At 39.1% G+C, this 24,648-nt stretch carries 20 protein-coding genes; 9 read left to right on the top strand and 11 right to left on the bottom strand.

Annotated elements, in window-relative coordinates; genetic code table 11:
* Positions 1 to 40: 40 nt before the first annotated feature.
* Positions 41 to 415, bottom strand: coding sequence for a hypothetical protein (locus KK060_RS06045; RefSeq protein WP_254152803.1), 375 nt, complete (start codon positions 413 to 415; stop codon positions 41 to 43).
* A gap of 111 nt (positions 416 to 526) precedes the next feature.
* On the bottom strand, positions 527 to 2,245 hold the full coding sequence (locus KK060_RS06040) for a glycosyltransferase family 39 protein (protein ID WP_254152802.1): 1,719 nt from the start codon (positions 2,243 to 2,245) through the stop codon (positions 527 to 529).
* 441 nt (positions 2,246 to 2,686) lie between these two features.
* Between KK060_RS06040 and KK060_RS06035 the strand changes: the two genes are divergently transcribed.
* On the top strand, positions 2,687 to 3,640 hold the full coding sequence (locus KK060_RS06035) for an FkbM family methyltransferase (RefSeq protein WP_254152801.1): 954 nt from the start codon (positions 2,687 to 2,689) through the stop codon (positions 3,638 to 3,640).
* Positions 3,641 to 3,720: 80 nt separating this feature from the next.
* On the opposite strand, the gene KK060_RS06030 is transcribed toward KK060_RS06035, so the two are convergent.
* Both KK060_RS06030 and KK060_RS06025 read right to left on the bottom strand, forming a co-directional pair.
* Complete coding sequence (locus KK060_RS06030; protein ID WP_254152800.1) at positions 3,721 to 4,233, bottom strand: hypothetical protein; 513 nt, start codon at positions 4,231 to 4,233, stop codon at positions 3,721 to 3,723.
* Positions 4,234 to 4,244: 11 nt separating this feature from the next.
* Positions 4,245 to 5,402: a zinc-dependent alcohol dehydrogenase gene (locus tag KK060_RS06025; RefSeq protein ID WP_254152799.1), complete on the bottom strand. Its 1,158-nt coding sequence runs from the start codon at positions 5,400 to 5,402 to the stop codon at positions 4,245 to 4,247.
* Positions 5,403 to 5,929: 527 nt separating this feature from the next.
* Here KK060_RS06025 and KK060_RS06020 point away from each other — a divergent pair.
* Positions 5,930 to 8,224 carry a GH92 family glycosyl hydrolase gene (locus KK060_RS06020; RefSeq protein ID WP_254152798.1) on the top strand — a complete coding sequence of 765 codons (2,295 nt, stop codon included), beginning with the start codon at positions 5,930 to 5,932 and terminating at the stop codon, positions 8,222 to 8,224.
* Between the two features lie 27 nt (positions 8,225 to 8,251).
* Here the strand turns inward: KK060_RS06020 and KK060_RS06015 are convergent, their stop codons facing one another.
* Entirely contained in the window at positions 8,252 to 8,638 is a 387-nt protein-coding gene (locus KK060_RS06015) for an acyl-CoA thioesterase (protein WP_254152797.1), read from the bottom strand.
* A 186-nt stretch (positions 8,639 to 8,824) separates the two neighbouring features.
* On the opposite strand from KK060_RS06015, the gene KK060_RS06010 reads away from it, so the two are divergent.
* Positions 8,825 to 10,084 (top strand): metal-dependent hydrolase family protein, encoded by a 1,260-nt coding sequence (locus tag KK060_RS06010; RefSeq protein WP_254152796.1) that lies wholly within the window; start codon positions 8,825 to 8,827, stop codon positions 10,082 to 10,084.
* A gap of 92 nt (positions 10,085 to 10,176) precedes the next feature.
* On the opposite strand, the gene KK060_RS06005 is transcribed toward KK060_RS06010, so the two are convergent.
* The 3 genes from KK060_RS06005 to KK060_RS05995 all read right to left on the bottom strand — a co-directional run bounded on the left by KK060_RS06005 (position 10,177) and on the right by KK060_RS05995 (position 11,560).
* Positions 10,177 to 10,629, bottom strand: coding sequence for a cold-shock protein (locus KK060_RS06005; RefSeq protein WP_254152795.1), 453 nt, complete (start codon positions 10,627 to 10,629; stop codon positions 10,177 to 10,179).
* A gap of 41 nt (positions 10,630 to 10,670) precedes the next feature.
* A complete protein-coding gene (locus tag KK060_RS06000) occupies positions 10,671 to 11,015 on the bottom strand; it encodes a hypothetical protein (RefSeq protein ID WP_254152794.1) in 345 nt (114 codons plus the stop codon).
* A gap of 257 nt (positions 11,016 to 11,272) precedes the next feature.
* Entirely contained in the window at positions 11,273 to 11,560 is a 288-nt protein-coding gene (locus KK060_RS05995; RefSeq protein ID WP_254152793.1) for a hypothetical protein, read from the bottom strand.
* Between the two features lie 296 nt (positions 11,561 to 11,856).
* Here KK060_RS05995 and KK060_RS05990 point away from each other — a divergent pair, with 296 nt between their 5' ends.
* From KK060_RS05990 to KK060_RS05975, 4 genes are all read left to right on the top strand, one after another.
* Positions 11,857 to 12,834, top strand: coding sequence for a sterol desaturase family protein (locus tag KK060_RS05990; RefSeq protein ID WP_254152792.1), 978 nt, complete (start codon positions 11,857 to 11,859; stop codon positions 12,832 to 12,834).
* Between the two features lie 276 nt (positions 12,835 to 13,110).
* Positions 13,111 to 15,588, top strand: a complete 2,478-nt coding sequence (locus KK060_RS05985) for a zinc-dependent metalloprotease (protein ID WP_254152791.1) — start codon at positions 13,111 to 13,113, stop codon at positions 15,586 to 15,588.
* 273 nt (positions 15,589 to 15,861) lie between these two features.
* Positions 15,862 to 19,269, top strand: a complete 3,408-nt coding sequence (locus KK060_RS05980) for an SUMF1/EgtB/PvdO family nonheme iron enzyme (protein ID WP_254152790.1) — start codon at positions 15,862 to 15,864, stop codon at positions 19,267 to 19,269.
* A 250-nt stretch (positions 19,270 to 19,519) separates the two neighbouring features.
* Positions 19,520 to 20,956 carry a family 16 glycosylhydrolase gene (locus KK060_RS05975; protein WP_254152789.1) on the top strand — a complete coding sequence of 479 codons (1,437 nt, stop codon included), beginning with the start codon at positions 19,520 to 19,522 and terminating at the stop codon, positions 20,954 to 20,956.
* Between the two features lie 137 nt (positions 20,957 to 21,093).
* On the opposite strand, the gene KK060_RS05970 is transcribed toward KK060_RS05975, so the two are convergent.
* The 3 genes from KK060_RS05970 to KK060_RS05960 all read right to left on the bottom strand — a co-directional run bounded on the left by KK060_RS05970 (position 21,094) and on the right by KK060_RS05960 (position 23,296).
* Entirely contained in the window at positions 21,094 to 21,867 is a 774-nt protein-coding gene (locus tag KK060_RS05970) for an isocitrate lyase/PEP mutase family protein (protein ID WP_254152788.1), read from the bottom strand.
* 39 nt (positions 21,868 to 21,906) lie between these two features.
* On the bottom strand, positions 21,907 to 22,389 hold the full coding sequence (locus tag KK060_RS05965; protein WP_254152787.1) for a YybH family protein: 483 nt from the start codon (positions 22,387 to 22,389) through the stop codon (positions 21,907 to 21,909).
* A gap of 91 nt (positions 22,390 to 22,480) precedes the next feature.
* Entirely contained in the window at positions 22,481 to 23,296 is an 816-nt protein-coding gene (locus KK060_RS05960) for a helix-turn-helix transcriptional regulator (RefSeq protein ID WP_254152786.1), read from the bottom strand.
* 289 nt (positions 23,297 to 23,585) lie between these two features.
* Between KK060_RS05960 and KK060_RS05955 the strand changes: the two genes are divergently transcribed.
* Positions 23,586 to 23,927: a PadR family transcriptional regulator gene (locus KK060_RS05955; protein ID WP_254152785.1), complete on the top strand. Its 342-nt coding sequence runs from the start codon at positions 23,586 to 23,588 to the stop codon at positions 23,925 to 23,927.
* Positions 23,924 to 24,648 (top strand): permease prefix domain 2-containing transporter (locus KK060_RS05950; protein WP_254152784.1); only part of this gene is annotated, 725 nt, incomplete at its 3' end. The genes KK060_RS05955 and KK060_RS05950, both read left to right, overlap by 4 nt.

The following is a 24,648-nucleotide window of genomic DNA, read 5'->3' as shown; positions in this document are numbered from 1 at the left end:
TATAAGTACCTGTAAGATAATAAATGTTTGATTCAACTTTTTATAGTTCGTCCGGTTCACGTTCCCGCACTTCTTCCCCCTGTAACATGAGTAACTTTGCGTGCTCATCTATCCTGAACCTGATTGTCATTTTATCACTTTCATCAAAGTTTATATCCTGGCAGCCATTGTTGTAATTAATGTTATAGTGAATAATAAAATATCCTGTGGTATTGTCATCAAACCTGGTTTCTTCACTGCTTAATTTTAAGCCATGTACCTTGCCCCGCTTGCTGAAATAATAGCTTGTCAACAGATCCAGGATTTGCTTTAAACTATCTCGAAGTGTTTGTGACAGGAGTAAAGCCTTATTGGTTTCAATTTGTAGCCTATCGAAAAAATGATCGGGTAGGTGAATTGATGTACTTTCGTTCATGGTTCGTCAGATACCGTCAAAATAAACAAACTATTTTGAAGAATATCTGCTTAACAACTAAAAAGGTAAGCATACGCTTACCTTTTATATTATATCATAAAATAATTACGATTAGTTATCTCCGGCTGTTTGTAGGGTCAGGTTTTCCTGTGGTTTTAATACCATAAGTTCTCCCATGGTCTCTCTTGAAGCCCTTTTATAAATATAAAAATTCCTGCCCTTATAGTAATCCATTAGCTCTTTGTTCTTTTCCTTAAGGTCTAAAGCATAAATAACATCGTTTTTATAAGACTTATCATTTCTGGTCAAATCTTTATTTGGCATTGGTCGTAACAGACCCGCACCAGACGAAAGGAAAATCACTGCATTACGCACACCTTTTTCTTCAACCAGCTGGTACACGTGTTCACGTTCCTCTATAATTGCGTGCTCGTGGCTGGCTATAATCGGAATTTTGACAAGGGCATAAACAGTACCTGTAATAATTAAGGCGTAGCCCCACCTATTTCGGCTTTGTAAAACTTTTACAATAGCAAATACAATTACGAATGGAATGGCTTCAAAGTAGAACCGTGGTCCATATTGATTGCCTCCATTGTGATAGTAGAAGAAATAGCCGATCATGAGAAGGACAAAGCCATAGTCTTCAGGATGCATGAGCCATTTCGACTTATGCTTCATCTTATTCCACAAAAGGACAGCGTAAAGGATAAGGAAAGCCGGAGATACCCATGCCACGAACATAAGAATTCTACGCATAACATATTCAACGCCTTTGGCTGGAGTGTGTCCGTTAACAAAACCAAGTGCTTCGTCGTTATAAGCCCACATGGTTACTGGTAAAAGTGGATCTCCTGTAATGGTATAGTTATACCAGAAAAAGAAGGCCATAGGCGGTATTGAACCTAGTCCTATCAAGATAAACGCATTAATAGACTTAAGCCTGAGATTATATATCAGATAAACGATGAACGGGATAAATATCAAAAATGCGGTAAAGTACCGGGTGATTGTTAGTAGCGCAAGAAAGAATCCGGCGAGTAAAGCCTGATGAGCCTTTCTTTCATCCATATACAGGTAAAGGAAGTATACAAACAACAGCAATTCGAGAAAACTCGCTGTGTGAGAAAAGAAGGAAGCAGCGTTGAAGATAACGCATGCGGTGAACGCCGTACATACGGTGGCCCAAACCGCAACACGCTCGTTATAGAACCTTTTGCAGAATATAAAAAGTACAATGAGAGATACCGCTCCTAACACAACATTAACCAAATAGGTTGGAATGCTTGCGAGGTATCCTATAGCAAGTACCAATGGCCAGCCTGGAGGGAAGCGGCCAACCCATACATCATTGACCTGGGCTATATGGTGAAACTCGAAAAAGTCCTTCAACTGATGGGGAGTATCCCAAAGCTTCCCTCTGCTGATTGCTTCTGCCTGAAACAAGTAGGCATATTCATCTGCTGAGTTTGGAAAAGCATCGAGAATATAAGCCGCTACAAATGTTGAAAGCACGGTAAACAACAATACTGTTGCACCAATTGTTGCTGTGGTGTTCTTTAAAAGTCTTCCCTCGATTTTATTAAACAGCGATTGTGTATTTACATTCTGAGCAAGGTAAACTGTTGCTATAATGAAGATACATATTCTCACAAGTTCATTGTATAGCATGTAAGTTAAGTCTATCCAATAGACCATAGATTTATCACGCTGAGTAGGAAATAACTTGATGTAAGAACTTGCAATTTCTGTTTCGAAAGAAGTGATAAATAAGAAGAGCGCGATGAGTAGAGTTCCTAAGATGATGGTTAACCAGGTTACAGGCTTCATAATTATTTGGGTCTGACCCGCTTTTCGATAAAAAATGTGCCCTTACAGCCTGTTATTCAGAATAGTTGAGTAGACGGTTCAATAAAGCCGTGTAAACGATTGAAATTAAGATGGCTGGAGTCGATCTGGTGAAAGGGTGGTTTATCTCTTGCACTAAATTTCTACACTATCCTCAACAAGTTCCCAAGTGCGGATACCAATGGAGTTTTATATGGTACCATTTAATTGTTGCATCATAGAAAGCCTATCAGTTGCCTCTCAAGAAATGGAAAAGTGAAAGCTCCGATAGAATCGTTTTCATAACGGTTTAAACGTATCTATTGGGCATTAATTACCTAATTGCTTTTCTTTTTGGTGTTCGTTATGGACAAGCAACAGTTCAGATGCGATTTTTTTACAGGCACTTCTTTTTTCCAAATGCTGGTATTCAACCCTCTCTATATGAAAGCAACTCTTAAAAGGATTCTTAACACTACTTTAAAACCCATTAATTTCAAGATTAGTCAAGCAGGTGTTGTCATACCTGTGTCTGGTGGCATCGGATATACCAACCTTGTGTTGGGTAGTGAGAAATGGTTTAACGACCTGCTCAACAAACTAAGCATGCTTGAAGATTTCAAAGACGGTTTATTTGTTGATGTTGGAACTAATATTGGACAGACGCTTATCAAATTGAAGCGTGTTAATGCAAATTTTCGATATATTGGCTTTGAGCCTAATCCTTATTGCTTCCATTATTTAACAACACTCATTGAGGCGAACCGATGGGAAAACTGTTTTGTGATACCAGCAGCACTATCTGATAAAAATGCGCTTCTGAAGTTAATAATCGGGAATAAGATCGATGCTGAAGGATCTATCATAGCAGGATTAAGACCAGGTAAGAAGAAGGATAAAGAAGTAATGATCAATGCATCGGTTTTTGATCATCTTATTTCTACTGAAGAGATAAAGGATCTAAAGATAGTTAAAATTGATGTAGAGGGTGCTGAGCTTAATGTACTTGAAGGCATGCGAAAAACAATTAATATGCTAAGGCCGGTTATTGTTTGCGAAGTGCTACATGCACATTCAAAGAATGAGTTGGAAATAATTCATACAAGAAATGAAAACATAGAGGCTCTGCTGAATTCAATGCGTTATAATATTTACAGAATCTGTAAGTCTATCTCTAACGATGAAGTTAGAAACCTTCAGCGTATTGAGCACTTCGATAACCGCGTATACGATAAAAGTAGTGCGCAATTGTGTGACTACATGTTTATTCCTGAAGAGCGGGACGTTATTGTAGGTACGCTTGGTCAACGCAAAAGTAACTGGGACGTCAATGGTATTCAGTTTAAATCTGAGCATATTGATATATTAGGAACAGAGCCAGTTATTATGATTATTTAGAGCACGACTTTCTTTGCCATGTTGTAATGCAACAAAGCCGCACGTTCATATAGTGCGGCTTTGTTATTATAGCAAGGACTTTAATTTGATGACTTATTGTCTTTTCGATAAACAAGTACTGTTAAAAGGAAAGACGTTACAGCAACACCTATTGCTATTTTCTGTATGGCTTTATTACGGTTGTATTTCCATTCGGCATTCCAACCTCTTTCTTTAAAGATATTGGGAACGTAGCCTTGCTTGAGATCATCAACGATTCCTTCAACAACATTCACCCTGTCCGCAAGCATTAGTGGGAGCCAATGTCCCCAGCTCCCTTCGCTGAATTTAAAAGCGTACCTACGAATTTTACCGCTTAATCCTGTTGGAGGTGTAGATGTTCCAAATACAGCAGGTAATGAAGGCCTCTCATTCGATTGGAGTATCTCAACATTTTTTGGCTGCATTGGCGGACGTTCATAATTCATTCTCCGATGGTCGTCTCCTGTATACATTTTCATCGGATAGGTAGGCTCATTTGCAGGGTCAGCATCTATGCCCCAACCTTTGATGTGGCTATGCTCGTTAACAACATTTTCAGTTATATTTTCCATAATAAAGTTCTTTAAGCTGCTGCAGTTGATGGAATAAGAATAGTTTTAATACAATTATCCAGCTTCCTGGAAAAAATATGGTAGGCATCAGACACTTCTTCCAATGGAACGCGGTGTGTTATTAAACCCTTAGGATCAAGACGACCTGCCTGCACGTGTTCGATCAACCGCGGCAACAAACGTTTAACTGAAGCCTGGTTAGCGCGAATGGTTAGCCCTTTGTTGAGTACGTTACCAATCGGGATCAAATTTCCTGTAGGGCCATAAACGCCAACGATGGATACTACGCCTCCTTTCTTAACACCGTTGATAGCCCAGTGTAAGGCAGTGGCAGCACCTGACTGAAGCATCAATTTTCTACCGGTAATGGTCTGCATTGTACTTCCTTCAGCTTCGCAGCCAACAGCGTCAATACATACATCAGCACCAAAGTAGTCTGTCGTTTTCTTAATAAACAACACAGGGTCACCAAGGGATTTAAAGTTGTACGCTTCGCATTGGGCATAAGTACGTGCAAAATCGAGTCGGTATTCAATATGATCGATAATGATTACACGACCTGCCCCAAATAGCCAGGCACACTTTGCAGCCATAATACCAATAGGACCTGCGCCAAAGACTACAACAGTATCACCAGTCTTTATACCAGCCATCTCAGCTGCCTGATAACCTGTAGGCACGACATCAGTAAGCAGAACTGCATCGTCCAGATCCATTCCAGGAGGAATAATAGTAGGCCCTACATCTGCGTAAGGAACTCTTACGTATTCGGCTTGTCCACCATCGAAGCCTCCAGCTGTGTGTGAGTATCCAAAGATCCCTCCAACAGCAGTAGCTTCTGCGTTAGATTCATGACAATTGCCATAGAGCTCTTGTCGGCAAAATGGGCAGGTACCACAAGCAATATTAAATGGTACCAACACGTGGTCTCCTGGTTTAAGATTTTTAACACCAGGACCTACTTCTTCAACAATTCCAGTGAACTCGTGACCAAAGGTCATCCCTACCCGTGTATCAGGAACTAAACCGTGATACAAATGAAGGTCAGAACCACATATACATGAGCGCGTAACACGCACAATTGCATCATTTGGATGCAAAATTTCTGGATCTGGTCTATTACGATCGGCACGAACTCTAAAAGGTCCGCGGTAATTCATCGCTACCATAATGTCTTGTTTAAATTCTTTATTACTTCTATTTATTACAAATGATTAGTGACGTTTTAAAAGCCGTTTCATACTTAAGAACGATGTCACATCTTTAAAACGATCAAAATATCTTCTTTAAAAAATGTGCCCTTTATAGACCGAAAACCTTATTCATCGATATAGAGCAATACTTCGATGATAAGTAGTAGCAGCTTAAATTAACCCATGTAATTTATTTTAATAATTAAGCTGCTAATTACCGGCTTTTGTTTTATTTATAGAGTTTGAGATATGAGAAGATAGAACCAAGAACTAGTATTAACAGCAACAAATGTTCTTTTTCGATTGACTTCCTGCTTTCATGTGTTTTGCTGGATCTTTTATTTACAAGGGGAAGGGCTGAAAGAAGTTACTTGGTAAGTCTAGTGCCTAATCTGTTAGTGTTACTCTGTTAATGGTATCCATGTTTGATCATCTTTCTCGCTTGAACCATTAGGTAATAAATCCGACTTGATTATTTTTGGGATTCTGAAAATAACATCGTTGTGAAAAATATTATAATACCAGTTCTTCTCTTTCTTGCATTTACTTCGTTCGCTCAAACAAAAGATACTGATCTTGTAAAGTATGTAAATCCTTTAATTGGTACGCATAAGATGGGCCATACTTATCCTGGAGCTACTGTGCCTTTTGGTATGGTACAATTGAGCCCGGAAACAGATACATTGCTTTATGAACATAATGGTAAGTATAATGGTCCTGTATATAAATATTGCGCAGGCTATCAATACGATGATCCTACCATAGTAGGCTTTAGCCATACTCACTTTAGTGGTACAGGCCATTCGGATCTTGGTGATTTTCTGATCATGCCCACTACTGGCAAACTTCAGCTTAATTCGGGAACGGAAGATCATCCTGAGAAGGGATACCGTTCGGCTTTTTCTCACGAAAATGAAGTTGCAGAACCAAACTACTACAGAGTAAAGCTCGATGACCATAACATAATAGCTGAACTTACAACAAGCAGTCGCGTAGGGTTTCATCAATATACATTCCCTCAGTCCGAGCAGGCTCACATTATCCTTGATCTTACCAGTGGCATTTATAACTATGCTGATAAAAATGTTTGGACGTTTGTACGTGTTGAAAATGACACATTGATTACTGGATATCGCCAGACAAGTGGATGGGCAAGAACAAGAACCGTGTACTTTGCGATGAGTTTTTCAAAGCCATTTGTACAATATGGCAGTCAGGATAATTCAAAACCTCAGGTGTATCGTGGGTTTTGGGGTAAATTTGATCAACGGAAGAATTTTCCTGAGGTAGCCGGGCGCCAGCTTAAGTTCTACTTTGACTTTAAAACCTCTGAAAATGAAAAAATAAAAATCAAGTTTGCATTGTCTCCTGTAAGCACTGAAGGTGCTTTGCAAAATATGCTTTCAGAAATTCCTCATTGGGATTTTGAAGAGGTGAAGACCAACGGTCAACAGTTATGGAATAAAGAACTGGGCAAGGTAGTAGTGAACACATTAACACCTGGAGATAAAGTAAACTTCTACACGGCTATGTATCATGCTTTTCTTGGGCCTACATTGTATATGGATGTTAATGGCGAGTACAGGGGACTTGATCAAAACAACCACAAAGCAAACGGGTTTACAAATTATACCACATTTTCCTTATGGGATACTTACAGAGCTTTACACCCTCTTTTTAATATTCTTCAACCTAAGCGCAATCAGGATATGATCCAATCCATGATTGCTCATTATGATCAAAGCGTGCATCATATGCTTCCGGTATGGTCGCACTATGCAAATGAAAATTGGTGTATGATTGGATATCATAGTGTTTCAGTTATTGCAGACGCTATTATTAAAGGAAATGCAAACTTCGATGTTAACAAAGCATTGGATGCATGCGTTGCCACAGCAAACCAAAAATACTATGGCGCTATCGATGAATACATACAGTTAGGATATGTTCCTGATGAAAAGAGTGGTTCATCAGTGTCGATGACCCTGGAATATGCGTATGATGATTGGTGTATAGCACAAGCTGCAAAGAAGCTAAACCGTATGGATGTTTATGATACGTTTATGAAGCGATCGCAAAACTGGAAAAATGTATTCGACGCAAACACTGGGTATACAAGACCCAGAGATGGTAAAGGAGTATTCAGAAAGGAATTTGATGTCTTAAGTACGCATGGTCAGGGATTTATAGAGGGAAATGCGTGGAATTATAGCTTGTATGTGCCTCACGATGCTGAGTCTATGATAAAAATGATGGGAGGAACGAAGAGATTTGTAACACACCTCGACTCATTGTTTACCATGTATCTGCCTGACAAGTTCTTTGCAGAAACCGAAGACATTACACGAGAAGGTATCATAGGAAATTATGTTCATGGCAATGAGCCTGCTCACCATGTTGCCTATCTCTATAACTGGACCAATGAGCCGTGGAAAACGCAAGAGCGGGTACGCATGATATTAAAGAAACAATATCAACCGACACCTGATGGACTAGGAGGTAATGATGATTGCGGGCAGATGAGTGCCTGGTACATCTTTACTTCTTTGGGCTTTTACCCTGTCGCACCAGGTTCAAATGAATATGCTTTGGGAAGTCCCGCTATTCAAAAAGCAACCATTGCCCTTGAGAACGGCAAAACATTAATAATAGACACGAAGAACCAAAGTGATAAAAACGTCTATGTTCAAAAGGTAGAAGTTAACGGACAGCCATTAAAAAGGCTTCACCTTACTCATGAGGAAATCATGAATGGAGGCACTGTAACCTTTTATATGGGATCAAGGCCTAAAAAATAACGTGATGCAATAGAAGAGGAGTTCTTCCTACTTGAATTCCTCTTCTATGTATTTAATTTTCGTTTTGCCGTGTGGCGTTGGATTTCCCTCACTATCCAGGTTAACAAACACGATCTTTTCAATAGTTAGTATACTCTTGCGGGTGATTTTGTTTCTTACTTCACATCTCATGGTCAATGATGTTCTGCCAAAGTTTGTTGCTGTAATACCTAATTCAATAATGTCACCTTGTTTTGCGGAGCTTACGAAATTTATTTCCGAAATAAACTTTGTAACCACCCTATCGTTTTCAAGTTGCACAATGGCATAAATGGCGGCCTCTTCGTCTATCCATTTAAGTAAGCTGCCACCAAACAATGAACCATTAGGGTTAAGATCTTCTGGTTTTACCCATTTTCTTGTATGAAAGTTCATAATGTCTATTTTTAAGTACTGACTAATTAATTTTACCATTAAAAAGAAATACGAGGCCTTCAATAGCATCTGCCTTTTATAATCCTAATCCGCCATTTCTGTTAACAGAATCATAATTATATAAAGAACAGCCCTTATTACAATTTACAATGATAATGTGTTAAAAAAACGCATTACCTTTTCATCATGAGATTATATGTCGTTTTCATTTTATTATGCTTCTATTTGTTTCAGGGTAAGGCATATGCACAATCCGAGTACCTGATAGTTCCTCAGCAGGTCTTTGATGGTGAAGTTATGCATCCTGGATGGGCAGTACTGGTAAGGCAAGATAAAATAGTTGGGACAGGACCGCTGTCTTCATTAAAAGCAGTGGGTGCAGAGAGAATAAATTTGAAAGGAGCGACGCTATTGCCTGGCCTTATTGAAGGGCACTCGCATCTTCTTCTTCATCCTTACAATGAAACCGCTTGGGATGAACAGATTTTGAAAGAGTCCGACGCGCTAAGAGTAGCACGGGCGACGGTGCATGCACAAAAGACTTTATTGGCAGGTTTTACAACTGTAAGAGATTTGGGTTCTGAAGGAGCAGGGTATGCTGATGTAGGCTTAAAACAAGCAATAGAACAGGGGATAATTCCTGGCCCACGAATGCTTGTTGCAGGGCGTGCGATAGTAGCTACCGGAAGTTATGGCCCGAAAGGTTTTGACTCAGATTTTGAAGTGATGCTGGGAGCCGAGCCAGCTGATGGTAATAACCTTATTAAAGTGGTACGCGACCAGATAGGAAAGGGCGCAGATATTGTTAAAGTTTACGCAGACTACCGATGGGGAATAAATGAAAAGCCAATGCCTACCTTTTCTACTGAAGAGCTTAAACTTATTGTAGAAACAGCACGGAGCAGTGGCAGGCCTGTAGTTGCCCACGCCTCAACCGTTGAAGGCATGCGAAGGGCAATTGAGGCAGGAGTAGAAACCATTGAACATGGAGACTACGGAACTGCGGAAATTTTTAATCTCATGAAGCAGAAGGGCGTTGCGCTATGTCCTACAATAGCAGCAGGAGATGCAGTAAGTCAATACAAAGGTTGGAAGAAGAACACGTTGCCAGAACCGACACGCATTCAAGCTAAAAAGAAGTCATTTGCAGAGGCTTTAAAAGCTGGAGTAACAATTTGTGCAGGTGGCGATGTTGGTGTATTCCCTCATGGTGACAATGTCCGTGAGCTCGAAATGATGGTGGCTTACGGAATGAAACCGGTTGACGCGTTAAGATCAGCAACAAGTGTAAATGCACAAGTATTTCATCTTAGTGATAGTATAGGAAGGATACTCCCCGGAATGAAGGCAGACCTGATCGTAGTAAATGGTGATCCAGCTACGGACGTATCTGCCTTACGCAAACTTTTACTCGTTATGAAAGACGGTGTTATATACAAAAGGTAAAAAGTAGAAACTACTTCTCTATAAGCTATAAAAACAAAAAAAAGTCGGAGGTTACTCAGACTTTTGTTGGAGAATTGCACAATTCCAAGGGATTAGACCTTCTTCACATTAACAGCTGAAAGTCCTTTCACGCCCATTTGTGTTTCAAAAGTAACTTTGTCATTCTCCTGAATAGGAGCACTCAGGGCGTTCATATGAACAAAAACACTTTCCTGAGATTGTTCGTCTTTTATAAAGCCATAGCCCTTAGAGGTGTTGAAGAACGTAACACGGCCCTTTCTAACATTAAGAGGTCTTGCTCCTTCAACATTTCTTGAACCTAAAACAATATCTTCCTCTTTTATAACTGTCCTTCTTTTATTCGGATCAGGAGGAGTTGAAGTAATGTTTCCATTCTCATCTACGTAGGCCATCATTTCATCCAATGTTTTGCCTTCTTTAGCATTAGCTTTTCTTTCAGCCTTACGCTCTTCCTTTTCTTTCCTTTTTTGCAGTCTTTTCTTTTCTTTTTCTTTTTTACTAAATGTTTCTTGTGATTTCGCCATACTTTAATTTAACCGATTATACTATTTTATTTAATACTTGTTTAATTGAGCTTACTAACGTGGAGTACAAACAATTTATCCATCGATATTTCGTAAGAACCACCTTGTATAAGTTCAGACCCTTTAGGAGATGATCTCAATGTTTCGAGCAGGTCCTGCGCAACGATAGATTCTTTGATGTTGTTTTGCGCTTTGCCTTCTGAAACCTGAAGAATAAAATGATATCCACCCCTTTGCTTTGAGTTTAATGCCTTGAATTCATGCGCTGACAGTTGGTAACGCTGAGGCTCAGCAGCTGACTCAATTAGCATTTTCAGAATGGCAGGACGATATTTACTCCAGATCGGGCTATACATTTTAACTATTGTATCGCTATTATAATTCATTCAAACAGTAATTATTATATATTATTTTAACTGCAATGCAGTCTTTTTGAAGCTGCTTTGCGGCAAAAGCCATTTCAATTGCACTAGGACCAGCTTTATTAAAGAGCCATGTTGAATAATGCTTATCTCCGAACGGAGCAGAACAGACAGATAAGTGTTATAGAATTGATTGATTAATAAAGTTTTTAAATATAGCTCAATTAGCTGCTAAATCCAAAAGTATTATATTAATGCTTACCAATGGCGGTAGGTAATACTCAGTTATTGGCTGAATTCGGGCCGTAATAGTGTTCCCATAATTCATACAGTGATGAATTAATAAATTTATTGATGGGCTGAAGATTTTCAGACGTGAATATCAGCGATTCTTTAACCTGAAGTTCTCCATTGTCATCTTCCCACCGAACCTCACAGGCTACCTCATCACCGTACGACTTTAATGGAATAATAACACAGGCATCAGCCGGTATGCTGTAGTGATTTGTATATCTTTTGATTTTGTGGGAGAGTATTTTATAGGGCTGTTTTAAGTGTATTGCTGCCATAATAGTAGAATTAAGTTGAACAGAAGTGAAACAATGCATTTACATTTTCCAGATCAGGAAAAAAAGTCCTGGAAATAAAAAATACAGTGGAGTACTAGTGACTAAAAATAGAACAGTACTTAATAGAATAAAATTCTTCTTAGGTGAGTAGGTGTAAGATGTGCTAAACAAACATAAACAGGTCTTTAAGAGACTAGTGCTGGTTTAATCGTTTAGTTTAGTGCTATTGTAAGAACTTATGTAGTTCAATCTTTTGGTATAGTTTTTTAATATATTTCTCGTTTAAATTTTTCCTGATGACGTTCGACTCAATCTTCGGTGCTGAAAAAATTCCATTTGATGCTGTAAGCAGTTTGAATGGTGAAATTCCTAACATCATTGTGTATGCTGCACCCGTTATGTTTTTCTTTGTTGGTCTTGAGTACCTTATTTCTTATCTACAAAACAGAAAATATTATGAGAAGTCCGAAACCATCGGCTCTACATTAGTTGGAATAGGAAATGTGATTATTGGAGTTGCTTTGAAGACTCTTCTGCTCTATCTCTTTATTTTCATCTATAACCTTATACCTTGGCGCATGGAATTTAAGTGGTGGACTTTTATACCATGCTACATCATTTTTGATTTTTGTAGCTATTGGGCACATAGGGTGTCACATCACATGCGTTTCTTCTGGGCCACGCACGTCGCCCACCATTCCGGTGAGCATTATAACCTTACTGTTTCATTTCGGTTGAGTTGGGTACAGTATATCAAGATAATCTTTTTTATACCTGTCGCTCTAATCGGTTTTCATCCAATTATTATTTTCATAACAAATCAGATAGCGGTATTATTTCAGTTCTGGGTTCATACTGAATACATCAGAAGGTTACATCCTGTTATCGAGTATGTGTTTGCGACACCCTCTAACCATAGGGTACACCACGGCTCACAGGAGAAGTATATTAACAAGAACTTCGGCGCGACATTCATTATCTGGGATCGCATGTTTGGAACATTTGAACCTGAAGACGAACAGGTGATTTATGGAATAACGCATAACATTGACCACAAGCATGATCCTATCCATATTAACTTCCATGAATATGTTGATATCCTGAAAGACATTAAACAGGCAAAATCTTTCAAAGAGAAGTTATTCTACATTTTTGGCGATCCTGAGGATATAGCGAACTACAAAAAGCACCTTAACTTCGAATTTTCGAAAGTTAAAATAGAGGCTCCGCAGAAACCCGTACCAAGTATTCAAAGTGAGGGGAAAGTAATATAACATCAATTCTATAAGAGTTTACTGAAATAAAATGACTTGTCGTGATTGGGCTTCCTTTAAGGCCTTTGTCATGATCTTAGTCATTTTATTTTAAGCCAACATTGCTCGTTTTATCATTTTATGTTTCTTGTTCTTTAAAAAAGGATGGAAAATATCGAAGGAGCGATCTGATAGGCACGATTGAATTCATTCGATTTAAGCAGTTTTAAACACCGCAGATATAAATTTTTAGCGCATTCACTTAACACTTTGTAGATTTAGCTTAAACCTAAATCTATGAAACGCTATTTAACCATACTCTTTATAGCGATGTTTTGCTTCGCATCGCTTGCTCAAAAGAAAGATCAGAAGCCAGAGCAATCAACTATAAACACAGAAAACACTATCGGAGCAAAGGTAAAGGGGATGAAAAGCTTTGAAGGCTTTTTTAATTTCTATTACGATGAAAAGCAGGACAAGATCTTTCTTATCATAGACAAGTTTAATACTGAGTTGTTATACGTAAACTCTTTGCCAGCAGGGCTTGGCTCCAATGATATAGGGTTAGACAGAGGGCAGTTAGGAAATGAGCGGATCGTAAGATTTGATAGAAGAGGTTCAAAGGTTTTATTGATAGAACCAAATTATAAGTATCGTGCTATAACCGATAACCAGGATGAGCGCAAAGCAGTAGAAGAAGCATTCGCGCAGTCAGTATTATGGGGTTTTAAAGTAGAAGCAGAAGAAAACGGTAAAGTATTGGTTGATGCGAGTGATTTCTTTTTACAAGATGTACATGATGTAATCAATACGCTTAAATCAGCGCAACAAGGTACCTATTCGCTTGATAAGAGCCGATCCGCATTTTATATGGAACGCACCAAAAGCTTTCCGCAGAACACTGAGTTTGAAGTAATCCTAACCTTTACAGGAAAACCAGAAGGGGCGTACATCAGAAGCGTTACGCCCACACCTTCAAGTGTTACAGTAAGGCAACATCATTCTTTTGTTCAGTTGCCTGATGCAAATTATAAACCAAGAAAGTTCGATCCACGTGCAGGTTACTTTAACATGATGTATTTTGATTACGCTACACCCATAAGTGAACCTATCGAAAAACGTTTTATTACAAGACATCGCTTGGAGAAAAAAGATCCATCAGCAAAAGTTAGCGAGCCTGTTGAGCCTATTGTCTATTACCTCGACCGAGGAACACCCGAGCCTATACGGTCTGCTTTGTTAGATGGCGCACGTTGGTGGAATCAGGCCTACGAAGCTGCCGGTTATAAAGATGCCTTTCGGGTAGAAATGATGCCTGAAGGAGCAGATCCAATGGATGTAAGATATAATGTTATACAATGGGTACACCGTTCTACTCGCGGTTGGTCTTATGGTGCTTCCGTAACTGACCCCAGGACAGGTGAGATAATTAAAGGGCATGTTACTTTAGGTTCGTTGCGTGTACGTCAGGACTATTTGATTGCTGAAGGTCTGCTTGCTCCTTACGAGATGGGCAAACCTGTATCAAAGGAAATGGAACAAATGGCCTTAGCGCGTCTCAGGCAGTTAGCTGCTCACGAAGTAGGACATACGTTAGGACTAGCGCATAGTTACGCGTCAAGTACTGAAAATCTTGCCTCTGTGATGGACTACCCTCATCCCATGGCGACACTTAACAATGGCAAAATAAGCTTGAGTAATGCTTATGATGATAAAATAGGGCCCTGGGATAAAGTAGCAATTACATATGGCTATCAGGATTTTGCAGACGGAGTTAATGAAGAAGAGGAGTTGAATAAGATTATACAAAACTCGCTGAAAGAAGGGCTTACCTTTTTGTCTGATCAGGATGCAAGACCACAAGGGGGATCACACCCTTATGCACATTTGTGGGATAACGGCAAGGATGCGGCGGAAGAATTAAATCGTGTACTTGAAATACGTACCGTAGCACTGAAGAACTTCGGACAGAACAATATAAAACCAGGAACACCTATGGCCCTGCTTGAAGAGGTACTGGTTCCTCTTTATTTTGCTCACCGGTACCAGGCGGAAGCTTCTGTAAAACTTATCGGCGGATTAAATTACCGATATGCTTTAAGAGGTGATGGTCAGCCAGTGACTGAATTTGTATCGCCTGAAGTACAGTCGAAAGCATTGCAGTCACTTCTTAAGGCCATCGCTCCTTCAACATTGGCATTGCCTGAAAGCATTTTAAAGAACATACCACCCAGACCTATCGGGTATATACGCGGCCGGGAGGTGATTAAAACAAGAACCGATCTTGCTTTTGATCCCTTAGGTGCAGTAGAGAGCGCTGCAGATCTTACTTTAAGTTTGCTTATGTATCCGGCTCGCGCTACGCGACTAGTAGAACATAATGCACGCGATGGTAAACAACCATCATTGAGTTCGGTTTTGGATATTGTTTTTAATGCAACTATAAAAGCATCACCAAAAGATGGTTACGAAGGGGCTGTGCAGATTACAATAAACGATGTTGTGCTCAATAACCTGTTCAAACTATCATTGGCGAAAGAAGCGTCGCTTCAGGCGCGTGCCATAGCTAATCTGAAAATAAGCCAACTTAAACAATGGCTGAGTGACAAAACCAAGGGCACAACTTCTGAAACCTGGAGGGCTCATTATTCTTATGCTTTATTAAGAATAGATACTTTTCAAAATAATCCTGCTGAATACAAATTTGAAAACCTTCTGCCACCTCCACCTGGGCAGCCTATTGGAAATGACTTCTTAAGTTGTAGTGATAATTAGCAATTGTATTTTTAAAATATACACAGTGAGGGTTACACGTTACTTATAAAAATATTTGTACTGTAATTTCTCACTGTTTTTACTCAGGGATTATATCAAGATGTTCATAAGCTGTAAAAGTTGGATTATCGGAAGAGTATATAGACTATTTAATATTCCAGTTACAAAGAAAATCTAGCAGCCTACAAAGAAAAACAGCATTTCTCACTATAATTTGTCATCTTAACCATCGATCAGCTTAAGTTAATCCACAATTAACCCTGGTCTACAACTATGATTCGCCCCACTAAAATTGTTCTGGTTGCTCAACTCGTTCTGATTTGTCTTTTTAATAACATTTCACGAGCCGGAACTCCTCCTTTAAAACCTGTTTTAACTTTACCATCACGTAATGAGACGAAGGTCCCATTGATGCAATATTTGGAATGGCTTCCCTCTATTGATCCTGAAGGTGATTCATTAGCTTATGATATTTATCTGGGAACAGATTCCTCCCCTTCACTTTTCAGGGCTAATCTATATAATAATTGGATGAATGAAGAACAAAATGAGTTTGTAACTATAATTCAAGTTAACACTCCAAACGGAATTGAGAAGCGTTATAACTTTATTCCTCTGCTTGAAATATTTCTTCCTGAAACAGTTTATTACTGGCGTGTAGTAGCCAAAGATACAGAGGGGAATGAAACATCAAGTGAGATATTTACTTTCACCACTGCAAGACAAAATAGGTACCCCTCTGCGCCTGAGTTACTACTACCCACTGATAAAAGTGTAAATGTTACAAAAAGTAGCGTTACCCTGAAATGGAAGCCTAGCGTTGACAGCGATGGCGACCAAACAATATACAAATTATTCTTTAGCGAAGATCCTGTTTTTTCTTCTGGTTCCCTTATCGTCGATAATCTTACTACCTCATTCTATACTTTTATTTATGATTTAAAAGACCAGCAAACATATTACTGGAAAGTAGTAGCAGTAGATGGATATGATCAAAGCAATGTTTTAGGAAAGGAAATTTGGTCTTTTACAATTGAAAATTATATTAATGATACCCCAGAGCCTCCTCTGCTAACCTTTCCAATTAATGGCGCAATTAACATAGGAAACTCAGTTAAACTAACATGGAACCCATCTTACGACAAAGATGGCGATCACGTCACTTATGATGTTTACGCAGATAAGAATCCTAATCCAACTACGCTAATAGCATCCGGCATTTCTCAGAATTATTATATTACAAGCTTTGAAGGAACAGATACTTATTATTGGAAAATTGTAGCACACGATCCAAAGGGAGCTACGTCACAAAGTAAAAGCATATCTTCGTTTAAACCATGGCTTACTGCCTATGGTGGCGAGATTGAAATGGTTAATGTTGAGGGAGGTACTTTTACGATGGGACAAAATTCCTCAATCGCTACATGGGAAAGCCCACCTCATAATGTTACTGTTAGTGATTTCCAAATCAGTAAGTATGAAGTTACGTACGCCCAATTTGTTAAATTTTTAAATTGTATAAAGAACGATGTGAAATTGATGGAATCTGTCAAATCACATCGCGTGCTGGCATTTCCATACGTAGACGTATACTTTGCTCGTAAAGGGGTGGGTTCCGAGTTATATTGCCAACTTGTTCAAGTATTCGATGCTACTAATGTTACCAGGCCTGTAGGGTATGAAACATATTTTGACTGTCCTATTATATGGGATGGTACTTCATTTTCGGTAGACCCAGCATTTGTTAATCATCCTGTAAACTTTTGTTACTATGACGGTGCAAGGTTTTTTGCAGAATGGGCTGGATTATCTATCCCTACTGAAGCAGAATGGGAATATGCTGCCAGCGGAGGGAAATATACACATAATTACATTTATAGTGGGAGTAACAACTATAATGATGTTGCGGCCGAGACACAAACTTTTAACTTCTACTCTATACCTACAGAACCAATCGGGACTAAGCTACCCAACGAATTAAATGTATATGACATGACAGGGCCTATAGGGGAATGGTGTCTGGACTATTTTGACAGACAATTCTACGCTAATAGTCCCGCAGTAAATCCTGTCGCCACTTCCAACTCAGATCTTTTCTATGGACATATAATGCGAGGGCATGAATACATCAAAAAAAGGGACAGCTTTCACAATAATAATCCTGGAGGCATCAGATTAGTAAAAAGAAACTTTTCAACATTTACTGTTTCAGGAACTGTCGTAAAAGATAACTTTTATGTAATTCCGGGTCTTCATATTAAAGGATTTGAGTTACCAGTAAGATGTGATAAACTGGGGTACTATTTTTTCGCAGCACAAAAAGGTTGGTCAGGTACTATTACACCTTATTACCCGGGTTATTTATTCTCTCCTGAGAATTTTGCCATTACTAACCTGGAAGGCGACATAAGAGTGAGGTTTGCTTGCAGTTATGTAGGTGAGCAAACAGTAACAGGTAAAATTTTAGATGAACAGGGTAAACCTTTGAAGAATGTTAAGATAACTGCGGGCTTTGAAGAAACTACAACAAATGATGATGGAATATACAAAATAGAAATTACTAAGTACTCCTCATTTCATATTACCCCATCTTATAACGGCTTAGCATTTACACCTTCAGCAATTGAGATAAACGACATAACGAGCGACCTATTAAACCGAAATTTTACAGCCGCAGCGCTTGAAGTTTTTAATATTACTGGAACTGTAAAAGATAGCGATGGAAATCTTTTAACGGGAGTTACAGTTAGTGGTGCTCCGTCCAAAGTAGTAACAGATAAAAACGGTTTCTATTCTATCACAACAACGAAAGGATGGTCCGGCAAATTAACACCTGAAAACATAAATTATATTTTTTCTCCTTCGTCAATTCAGATAACCTCCCTTACAGGCAACCTTAATGACGTTAATTTCACAGGCGCGATAAAAACTTATACGGTAGCAGGCAAAGTTCTAGATGTTTCTGGAAGTCCAGTAGGAGGTGTTACAATTGATTATGGAACAGGTAAAGTTAAAACAAACGAAACAGGAGTTTATTCATTTACAGTTACCTCAGGTTGGTCTGGTACAATAATTCCCTTACTGGAAGGCAGCATTTTTGCGCCTGACCAGGTAACTATTAACACAATTGATGGTAATCAATTGAATAATTTGTTCCAATTAAAAAGCACGAATACCTTTCTGCTAACTGGAAGCATTGTTGACGATGGCGGTTATCCCCTGGCTCGAATTACTCTCAATGGGCTGCCTCAAGGTGTACTAACGGATGATAAAGGTAATTTTGCAGTTGAAGTACCGCTGGGCTGGTCAGGCACCATTGCTCCTTTTGCTTCGCAATACAACTTCTCACCTGCTGAAATGAGGGTTGGTCCCGTAAAGTCTAATATAAATAATATATATTTTAGAGGAAGCATAATTACCAACACCAATGATGACGTCTTATTCGAAATACATATTTATCCTAATCCATCAAACGGACTATTTATAATAGAATTACGTGAAAACCAATTGCCCATTTCATTAATGGTTTATGATTTTGTAGGTCGTAGTATTAAAACCGAAATTAGTCAACTAAAGAACGATACGACTTTACACTTGGCTATTCCTCATAAAGGCATTTACAATCTGGTAGTCCGTTTTGCCAATGGACATATTTATAGCAAAAAAGTCGTTGTAAAATAACCCTATAGCTTGAGATTGATAATATATAATGTTGTAACGTATACTATACCCCTTTTTGGACCTTTGATGTATTATTGATGTGTAGTTTTAGAAGGTTGAAGTATTTATGACGTAGTACCGAAGTAATTTGCTCCTCTTTATTATTCTTACTTTTATTCATTCGATTGCATTACGTGTTACAACGTTTGTTTTTGAAAGTAAACACCTGCTAGCAACAGTAAAACTTATTTTCAACCAAACTTTAAAAACTATGCAAGTTTTACGCTCTTTCTTTCTTCTAGCCGGAATGCTTCTCACTATAGAGCTATGGGCACAGAACTGGCAACTTGTATGGCAGGATGAATTCGAAGGTAGTATTGGGCCAGATTGGGTATTTGAAACCGGAACTGGTTCTAACGGGTGGGGTAACAACGAATTGCAGTATTATAGAAGGGAAAACGCTACCGTGTCTAATGGACAGCTAGTAATTACTGCGCGCAGAGAAAATTTTGAAGGCAGGCAGTATACTTCTGTGCGGATGAAAACGCAGGGAAGGAGATCCTGGAGGTACGGCAAAATTGAGGCACGTATAGCCATGCCGTCATTTCAGGGTGTGTGGCCAGCGTTCTGGATGTTGGGTGATAATATTTCACAACCTAATGTTGGATGGCCTGCCTGTGGTGAGATTGACATTATGGAACACGTGAATACCGGTGGAGCTGTACACGGTACTATCCATTGGCAGGATCACAACAACCAGTATGCAAACTACGGAGGTCCTACCAGCACCAACATTACTGCCTTCCATGTTTATTCCATTGAGTGGGATGCGTCGTCCATCAAATGGTTTGTTGATGGTGTGCAATACCATATTGTGAATATTGCCAATGGTGTTAATGGCACCAGCGAGTTTCATAATAACTTTTTTATACTTCTCAACATGGCCATAGGCGGCAACTGGCCAGGCTTTACTGTTGATAACAATGCATTTCCAGCCAGCATGTATGTTGACTATGTAAGAGTATACCGTGCCGGAACTTCCAATAGTGTTGCTCCAATAGGCAGTACCATTGCATTAAGGGGAAATAACAACCAGTTTGTGAGCTCCGAAAACGGTGAACAGCCAATGTGGTGTAACAGACCAACAGCACAGGCATGGGAGCATTTTACTGTAGTTGATGCAGGTGGCGGAAAAATTGCGCTCAGAAGCATGAATAAATATTTGTCATCAGAGAATGGTGAACAACCTATCACTTGTAACCGTACTACTATACAAGATTGGGAGAAATTTGACTGGATTGTTAATGCAGATGGTAAAATTTCCTTACGGGGAAATAATGGCAGATACATCTCATCTGAGAATGGTGCTGCTGCAATGACGTGTAACAGGGCCACTATTAGTGGATGGGAAGCTTTTACATATACTACAGTAAGCAGTGCTGCCCGCATTGCAGCGCAGTCCGCAGGAGAAGTTGAAGAGGTGGAGGTTAACGAGGAAATAGGTGTTTATCCTAATCCTTCCGTTGGCAACGTAACCATTCATGTGTCCCGTCCATCAATGGTAAGTATTAGTGATGTAGCAGGAAAGCCGGTGTTTAATCAGCTGGTCGACAAGACCACCACGGTAAATCAACTTAAAACTGGGCTCTACATTATCAATGTAAATGACGGAAATAAGAGAACAACAAGGAAGTTTATAGTTAAATAACATCTTTGTTATTAAAGCGCTTAACGTCCTTCGTTAGCACGAAGGACGTTTTGTTTTTTTTATCTCGCGACAAGAGGACGTTACGATAGTAACGAATGCAGCTTTAAATTTCTGTATGTTTGGTTTTATACAAGCAATTAAAACAAAACAGAAAACGTCTGCTCCTCAACAACTTGTTGGCAAAGTTCTTCCATACGTTGGTAAACAGCTTTGTTTAAGAATGGCCCCATACTGATTCTTTTTACACCAGCCGTTTTTAAAACATTAAAGCCAGGTAGGTTAGGCATACACATTACGTTAACCGGTAAAGTAGTTGCTGCAGTGGTTGCTTTAATATCATCAACATTTGTAATGCATGGAAGAAAGAAGCCATGAACACCTGTTTTCCCATAAGCGGAAGTTCTTCTAATGGCTTCATTTTTAGCATCTGTAAGATTAAGTAAGAAGGCATCGCATCGCACATTAATAAAGATGTCAATGTCTTCTTCATGCAGTCTACTAATTAATTTCTTTAATCTCTCAGCAAAGCTTTCAGCACTTACAATGGTACGGACAGAATTTGTGACGATCGAATCTTCAATGTTTATACCAACAACGCCCAATTCATGCAATGCTTTAATATTACTGACTATCTCATCTTCCGTTTTGCCATAACCTGCCTCCAGGTCTACAGTTAAAGGTATAGTGGTAGATGCTTTTATTCTTTTAATCATTAGGAAGTATTCATCAAATGGCATCTCTTCACCATCGTTGTAACCTAATGTTTGCGCTACTGCCGCACTTGAAGTACCAATGGCCTTGAATTTCTGTTTTTCAAAAACTTTAGCGCTTTGTACATCCCATACGTTTGCTAAAAGCAAGGGTTCGCTTTGGCGATGGAGTTCTCTGAAAACTTTTACTTGTGAATTCATATTGTGGTTGTCTTTTTCTTAGTTTTAATAAATTAGTTTTTACTTCCTTGTTCTGTTGCTGCTAAACGAATCTCTGAACATTTTCCAACCCTTTTCGGTCTTTTTCCAGAGCACGAGAAATTTGCCATCGTCAAACATCGTATTATTTGCATCAAATGATTGCCATAACCCTTCCTCTACTACGTAACCATTACCAACGCCGTAGATTGCTGTAGTGATAAACTTCCCATTTCTCAGTCCTATATCATGATAGGCAATGCGGAAGAATTGAAGCGGTGCTGTAGCGCCGCAAATCGAGGGGCCGTCAGGAGCCATAATATAACAATCTTCCGAGTAGCGACCGATAAAAATTGAAGAGTCTCCTCTTGCAAAAGCTTTAAAGTAAACATCATTGCTTTCTGCTATCGCCTTCTTTGCCTCCTCTAAATTCAGCTTTGCTTTAGGCTGTGCCGTTGTCAGAAAGGCACACATTGATAAAGATGCCATTAACACAATGGCAAGTGTAAACCTGGTGTAAATCATCTGTTCCTGGTATTAATTCAAGCTTTTAAAACATTACCATACAAAACTATGGCGTTATGTTCTCTCTGAATTGTATAAATCGGAACAGGAGTTAAATATTGGCAAAAGCCTGGCTTACAGGAAAGTTTTCTGGTGAGTAGGCAGATGGTGTAAAGCCTGTAAAAGATTTAAATTCTCTTATAAAGTGCGACTGATCGAAATAGCCACACTCGTGTGCTATGGAGGTGAGTGTTGCTTCCTTCTTTTGAACAAGTTGTAAGCTTTGTTGAAAGCGGTTTATTTTCCCGAACATCTTAGGGCTAACGCCCGTATATGTCAAGAATAACTTTTGCATGTATCGGGGCGTAATATTATAGCGAGATGCAACAGCAGCCATATCATCACTAAATGCGGCATGTTTCATGTCGTTGATGATGCCGGCTACCAAGGAAATTTTATGTTTTCTTCGTTCTGTAACAGACAACCTATTCTCAAGAAAATTTTCGATGAGCGCAATCCTTTTACTTAACAATGTAACGTTCATTAAACGCTCGTGCAATGTTCTTACAGAAGCACCTAACAGATCTCTTAAGTCTGCAATCTGATCATTGAATTCACTTACTTCTTCGTTTAGAAAGTAGGCTGCTGTGTGTGAAAAGAATCTGATACCCAGCATCATGTTTTTCCCTTTAGCCTTAATGGGTAATGGTCTTGTAAGCTGGCCCCACAATTCAACAGGTGGTGTTGTATAAAATACATTATCAACGGCAGACTTCCATAACCCATCTCCCAGGTTGAACATGATCTCCATAAAACCATTAGGAAATACAACATCTGATACTTCTACATCACCTTCTGATTCGAATATGAAGTAGCACTTCACATACGGCCTCAGCTTTTCTCCTGGTATAATTTCCCTTAAATTCATTTTCTACTACATGGTGAGAAACAAAGTTAAGAAGTTTGGCCAATAATGTTTCGAACAAGAACTTCCCTTTAATAATAGGGAAATATATTTACTCATGCATATTACGCTAACTCCTCTGCCTTAATAAAGATCGATAAAAACATTCGTTTCGATACCGGACAGTTTTGTGTTGTTTCCGAACGACCTGCTCAATCATATTATTACTGATTCTTTAATATTTAACAGGAATTAAAGTTCTACATCTGGCAGGCTATTTGATCAGCAAAAATGGATATAATATACCATTACATTGAAACGAACATACCTTGGCGAGTTTGAAGAAGTAGTTCTGCTTATGGTGGCCATCCTTGACGATCGTGCCTACGGCGTAAACATTACACATGAAATCATTGATCAGACCGGACGCGATGTACGACTAAATCAGGTTCACGCCTCATTGCATCGCCTTGAAGAAAAAGGAATGATCAGTTCAAGAATGAGTGATCCTACACCGGAGCGGGGAGGAAGAAGAAAGAGAATCTTTAAGATAACTGCTTATGGAGTTCAAACCCTGCAGGAGATCCAGGGCATACGCTCCAACTTGTGGAATATGATGCCATCTTCTCTGAAACCTTCAAATGCAATACTATGAGTAACAACAAGAAGAAACAATTACCACCTCGTTGGGCTAAACGCCTGCTAAAATGGTATTGCGCCCCGCATCTGCTGGAAGAAATAGAAGGAGATCTTGAAGAGGAATTTGAATATCAGCTAAAGTATACCGGTTTGCGAAGTGCTCAAATAGATTATATCAGAAATGTGTTGGGTTTTATAAAACCCTTTGCTATCAAAAGAAAAACAAGTACCAACCCAAACTCCTTTCTTCTTATGAACATGTATAAACATTATCTTACTGTTGCTAGCAGAAATCTTGTGAGGAACAAAGCATTTTCATTTATCAATATTACAGGATTGGCTCTTGGCATGATGTGCTGCCTTTTCATTTTCTTATGGATAAAGGATGAACAAAGCGTCGACAACTTTCATATCAATGGAGATAGACTTTATAATGTTTACGAGACAGCAAATATCAACAATGTTATCACGGGTAGTTACACAACAAGTAGGAATTTTGTTGAGGGGCGTACTTATTTACCACTAGCTGATGTAAAAGAGGCGGTGCCGGAAGTGGAGTATATTAACTTCTACGCGACCGGATACGAATTGCCATGGGGTTATCCTGAAACATTTCAGGTAGGTGAAATAATCCATAAACTCGAAGGCTCCCGCGCCACAGAAGATTTTTTTACAATGTTTAGCTATCCCGTTATAGCCGGCAATGCTATTAAAGCACTAAGTGACCCCAGTAGTAT

Source organism: Chryseosolibacter indicum, assembly GCF_018598585.1.
Classification (GTDB): Bacteria; Bacteroidota; Bacteroidia; order Cytophagales; family Cyclobacteriaceae; genus Chryseosolibacter; species Chryseosolibacter indicus.
Note: the sequence above shows the minus strand (reverse complement) of the source record. Positions and strands in the feature narration are given on the sequence as shown.